Origin of the sequence: Mesorhizobium sp. M7A.F.Ca.US.006.04.2.1, assembly GCF_004022915.1 — a bacterium.
GTDB lineage: Bacteria > Pseudomonadota > Alphaproteobacteria > Rhizobiales > Rhizobiaceae > Mesorhizobium > Mesorhizobium ciceri.
Genome location: NZ_RZQA01000497.1, coordinates 1 through 4,863 on the forward strand (window position 1 = coordinate 1; position 4,863 = coordinate 4,863).

Genomic DNA, 4,863 nt, shown 5'->3' on the forward strand with positions numbered 1-4,863 from the left:
CGCCAGTACCAGGTCGGCGAGCCACCAGCCAAAGACTTCGGCATCGGGACGCATGGCGACGACCTCAGCGGCGATCGCCGCGGCGTCGAATGGCGCCGACCGCTGGGATACCCCGAGTTTTTCGATCTGCGTGCAAAGGTCGGCGAGCGCGGCGCCGTCCCAATGGAGGCCAAGCTGGTCGAGTATCTTCCCGAGCCGGCCGGGCGTAGCGGCGGGCGGCTGCCTGGCCAACTGCCGCCAGGCGCCAAAGACGGCGCCTGCGGGACCGGGGTCAGCACGTAGGGGACGCAAATGCCAGGCATCGCGCAAGGCGGCCGCATCCTCGGCGCGGCCGGCGAGCCGCATGCTGGAGGCGGCGCAGCGAACCGCCAGCCGCTGCCGCCAAGCGCCGGCCCAGGCTGCCTGCGCGCGGGCGAGCGTGTCGAGGGCACCCAGGGCGGCGCCGGCCCGGAAGGCGGCGTCGCCGTCACTCGGCGCGCCGGCGCTTGTGATCGCCCACGCGGGAACGGAGGGCGGCGCAGAGGAGCTGGCGGTCGCGGGATCGAGGCGAATCATAATTTGGAGAGTAAAGTGCCGGTGCGCTTTTCGCCATGATTTTCGTGCCAAAACGCACAGCCTGTCGGATCAGCACAACGACTGATAGTGTTGCATTATCAATCTCTTCACGAGTTCGTCCCTGCTAAGCCATTTGGCCAACAAGTAAGTCTCGACAGGGCACCTTTTTGCGCAGCCGGACGAAACTCCGTTCGGAAATGTGCCGGCTCGCGGCGTAGGAGCCTGCTCAGGTTCAGATGTCATGAAGGCATCTAACGCCCGATCTGCCGCGCAACTTCGGTCCCATATTCATTGCCGACGGGGTATCTGAGGGCGACGTTTTTTGCGGGTTTTTCCTGGTCGGCTTTGGAGGTGATGCTGGCGCCGATTGTCACAGGCTACTTCACTATCTGTTCCTTGACCGATGAGATCTTTTGCGCTGCGGCGCTCCCGTCTTTGCTGTGGGTCACCTTCTGACCCAAGCCCCAACGTACACACGCGGGAGTGTCCTACAAGCCATCGGTTTCGACAGATCGGATGGATTGGGCAGGCGAGCCCAAAAGCTGCGAGCTTAGAGCGGTTATAAATCGTAGTTGTAGCTGTGTAACAAACTGTGTAACAAAAAGCGCGAAAAGACTAGTATTTTCAGTATCATAGAGGTGAAAGGGAATCCCTCCCTCTCCGCCATCCTCTCCGCCATCGATTTCCCATAACGGCCTGATTCGCAACGATTTTTCCGAATATCGGCTCTCTTTTGGTGCATTTCTTGGTACAAAGAGGCTTCCGCACAAGCCCCTATGGATCGACATCATAAGAACCTCGATCTTATCGTCTCAGCCGCTGCCACGATGCAGGAGGAGATAGAGAACATGTTCGGCTGCCTCCACCGCTTCGAGGAGAAACCAAGAAGCAGGTGAACGAAGTCTGCCGTGGTGATGCCAGGATGAAGATCAAGATTGATGCTGCGGGAAAGATTTAAGAGCCCCGCTTTGACAATCGTGACCGGCTTCCTTCGTCCTTCAATTCACTCCGCGTCAGGATTGTCGACAAGGCAGCCTGCACCATGGCATCCTTGGTAGTTGCCATGCACATCAAAGTTTGGCTCTCCCTGCCTGTCAAATTGCGGTCGGGTATCGATTGCCTGGTCAGGATTGTCGACCTTGCATCCCATGCCATGACAACCATTGTAGCTGCTATCGGGGCGGTAGTTGCTCGTCGTGTGCCGTCGATTGTGATGATCGTCCGCCATCCCCTCGATCAGAGCGCCGAGAATAGCTCCGCCAACCACTGCGCCGACGTCATGACCGCGATGGTCATACATGCGGGCATTGGGATCAAAGCTGTCGCCACGTCCATGGTGGTAGCCGCCGACATCGGCGAAAATTCCGGAGCAGCCTTGCGCGACCCAAATATATTTGCTGCGTGGATTGTAGCCCCAGGTCCGGTTCAAAATACAAGGACTTCCAGAAGTCTGATGAATGAGTTGCGGCTTGCTCAGCGGGCCCGCCCAGCATTCGCCATACTGATAGTGCCTCGATTGGCATTCGACAGTCGATTGTGCGCGGGCATCAGAGATCATCCACGATGAGCCGAGCGCGAGCAAAGCAATGAACATGTAACGTAGCATGTGAACCCCTCCGGAGTGGTCAACGACCGGTTGCGTCGGTGTCATCGAAATGGAATTTCTTCCGCCAGGTGTCAGTCGTTGATCGCGGTGATCTTGATGGTGTTGCCGTCTCCGACGCCGGAGAACCAGACCTCGCCATCACCGATTGAGACGCCTTGCCAATTGGCGAACAGCGTCGGGTAGGTCTGCTTGAGGACGGTCTGTTTGACCTTGGCGGTAACGATCTTGTCGTAATCCGTCACGAAATGCGCGGCGTCGTTTATCTTGATCGCCTTGCCGCCGATCCGGGCGCGGAAGGGATAATCGATCATCGACGCGACGGTCTGCTTGTCACCGGCACTGACAGCCTTCTGCAGCTTGTCGAAAAACTGCTGATAGGTTGTGTGACTGCCGAACAGCGCGTCAAGGGTCTGGTTTGTTTCAGCGGCGGTCTGCGCTGCCGCTGGACCCGCAACGGCGGTACTCAATAGCGCGGCGGAAACCAGCATGAATAGAGAGCGCCTCATCATAGGTCCTTTCACTCGGTGCGTTCAATTGCCAACCCATCAGCCTGGATTTGTCCTTCGGACATTCGCGCCCTGACTGATGCCGACGGCGAACGGGAAGACGAATGGCATGCCGTCACTGACGAGAACTGACATATAGACGCGTCCATTGAATTTTTTTATTTCAATACACGCAAAAGGTGTAAAAAAGAATACCTAAACGTCGATTATGACGGACAGAGATGACGGTTAAGGTATCCAAAACCTTATTCGCGAGTGATATCGATACGAGCAGCGACGCCTATGTCTTAAATTCTCCCTCTATGACGCCATATGGATAGAAGCAGAAATCTGCCGTCACCTGTGCCACCGGCGTGGGTATTGTCCAACGGCATCCGACAGCAAGCGTTGGCCTGTGCCTGTTCAATTCGCTTCACTTCACGATGACCTTTGCTCCCTTCGGCACCAGACTGTAGAGTTCGATCACATCCTCGTTGAGCATGCGAATGCACCCTGAGGACGCTTCAGTTCCTATGGTCCAGGGCTCTGAGGTGCCGTGGATACGATAAAGCGTATCCACGCCGTTCTTGTACAGATAGAGAGCTCGCGCGCCGAGCGGATTGTGCGTGCCGGGCCTGATCATGCGCGGCAGGTCGGGCGACTGGTTACGCATGTCGTCAGTCGGATGCCATGCGGGCCACTCCGCCTTACGCCCTACGCTGGCAATGCCCGACCAACTGTAACCACTAGCCCCGACGGCGACACCATAGCGCCGCGCCATCCCATTGAGGCGGTATAGATAGAGGAACCTCTGCCGTGTATCGATCAACACCGTACCGGCAGGCAAGCGTTCCGGGGGCGTCACATCGACAGGCAGAAAGCGTTGGTCAAACTTGCTGCGATCGACGATGAAGACCTCATGCGGCTCCCTCGCGTAAGCGGCTTTCACGCGAACTAACTCTGTAGCCGTATTCGGGCTACCTTTTCCATCCGCCAGGCAACCGACAAGGAGCGCCGCCAGCGCCAATACAAAGCCCGACCGCACGAACTGGCGGATGCATTCCGGTCTTTCGTCTCTGCTCGAAACCGACCCGTTAATCGAACGGCCAAATGCTAGCGATCCAACTGGAGGAATGCGCACAGGCCGCTTACTCTTGGCTAGCTTCATCTACTGGCGAACCTTTTTCCTGGGCCCGCAACTGGTCGATGTGGATCGGCCGCTTTAGAGTTCGCTTTACTCGGTGAGTGTCATCCGCGACCGATTTCCCCGTCGGCGAAACACCCTGCAGATAGTGCTTCTGCCACTTCATCTCCTTGGTAAGCTCGTCGTTCATCTGCAGGCCGGCCGAAAACCGTCGACGTTCGCTATTCCAAACCTTATGTTCTTTATGGAACTCAGGATCGTCCTCCATCGGACGAATGACCGGCTGCACCTGCTCGATAGCGACACTTGGCATCATGGTGACGAAACAGAATGGCTCGCCCTTGGCAAAAGTGACAGACCCAGGGCGGGTGAAGCGCCAATTCATGGTGAAACTGAACGGCAGCCAGTTGGTTTCCACCAAGCCGTCCAGGGGCGCGATTCCGTCCTTCATCCGGTTGGGAGAGCCGCGAGCCCACACCATCCAGCCCGGCTCGGTGCGAAACACGTAACCCGGATGAAAGGTTACTATGCCGTGCCCGAAGGTCGAGCTGATGAATCGGTGCGTGACGTTCGGTTCGTTTACATGGAAGGCGACGTCTTTTGTAGTGTTGTATCCGTTCCAAGTAACAGTCACATTTATGGGGTTCAGCAATTCCCATCCGCTGGCATTGGCGATTGAAAGCGGCGTGCAGCGGTAGGCGAAATGCTGGTCGGTCGCATCCATCCAATCTCGCGTCCCCTCCGCGGCGACAAGCTCAGGCGGGTTCGGAGCCTGGATCATGCAGTCAAGACGAGGGCCGGTCATACTCTCCGCTATCCTCAAACGATTCGATTCTAAGTTGCTGATCACGTCGCCAACCGTAGCGGCATGACCAGGATAGAAGGGGGCACTATGGGCCTGCCGGTCCGGTAGGTCCCTCCGGTCCCACCGGCCCCACCGGTCCGGCAGGTCCCTCCGGTCCCGCAGGTCCGGCAGGTCCGCTAGGTCCCTCCGCACCGGGCGCGCCGGGAGGTCCAGACGCGCCGGTATCGCCGGGCGCTCCAGGTGTCCCGTCCGATCCGGGCAGTCCGAC

Annotated in this window: 5 protein-coding genes; all 5 read right to left on the reverse strand. The window is 58.1% G+C overall.

All coding sequences use genetic code 11. The features are described 5' to 3' along the window. The coding region (locus tag EN925_RS23555) for a DUF1403 family protein (protein WP_128336970.1) at nucleotides 1–555 on the reverse strand (555 nt) is incomplete at its 3' end. 1,003 nt (nucleotides 556–1,558) lie between these two features. Next, complete coding sequence (locus tag EN925_RS23560) at nucleotides 1,559–2,161, reverse strand: DUF3011 domain-containing protein (RefSeq protein WP_013529061.1); 603 nt, start codon at nucleotides 2,159–2,161, stop codon at nucleotides 1,559–1,561. Nucleotides 2,162–2,232: 71 nt separating this feature from the next. Beyond that, entirely contained in the window at nucleotides 2,233–2,649 is a 417-nt protein-coding gene (locus EN925_RS23565) for a hypothetical protein (RefSeq protein WP_245268594.1), read from the reverse strand. 430 nt (nucleotides 2,650–3,079) lie between these two features. Continuing rightward, nucleotides 3,080–3,595 (reverse strand): L,D-transpeptidase, encoded by a 516-nt coding sequence (locus EN925_RS23570; protein ID WP_063169439.1) that lies wholly within the window; start codon nucleotides 3,593–3,595, stop codon nucleotides 3,080–3,082. A gap of 199 nt (nucleotides 3,596–3,794) precedes the next feature. Then, nucleotides 3,795–4,595, reverse strand: coding sequence for a DUF6065 family protein (locus EN925_RS23575; protein WP_127368706.1), 801 nt, complete (start codon nucleotides 4,593–4,595; stop codon nucleotides 3,795–3,797). Nucleotides 4,596–4,863 lie beyond the last annotated feature (268 nt).

Excerpts from the sequence above, each read along its gene's own strand:
- EN925_RS23560 (WP_013529061.1), bottom strand. The coding sequence starts at position 2,161 with ATGCTACGTTACATGTTCATTGCTTTGCTCGCGCTCGGCTCATCGTGG.
- EN925_RS23565 (WP_245268594.1), bottom strand. The coding sequence starts at position 2,649 with ATGCTGGTTTCCGCCGCGCTATTGAGTACCGCCGTTGCGGGTCCAGCG.
- EN925_RS23575 (WP_127368706.1), bottom strand. The coding sequence starts at position 4,595 with ATGACCGGCCCTCGTCTTGACTGCATGATCCAGGCTCCGAACCCGCCT.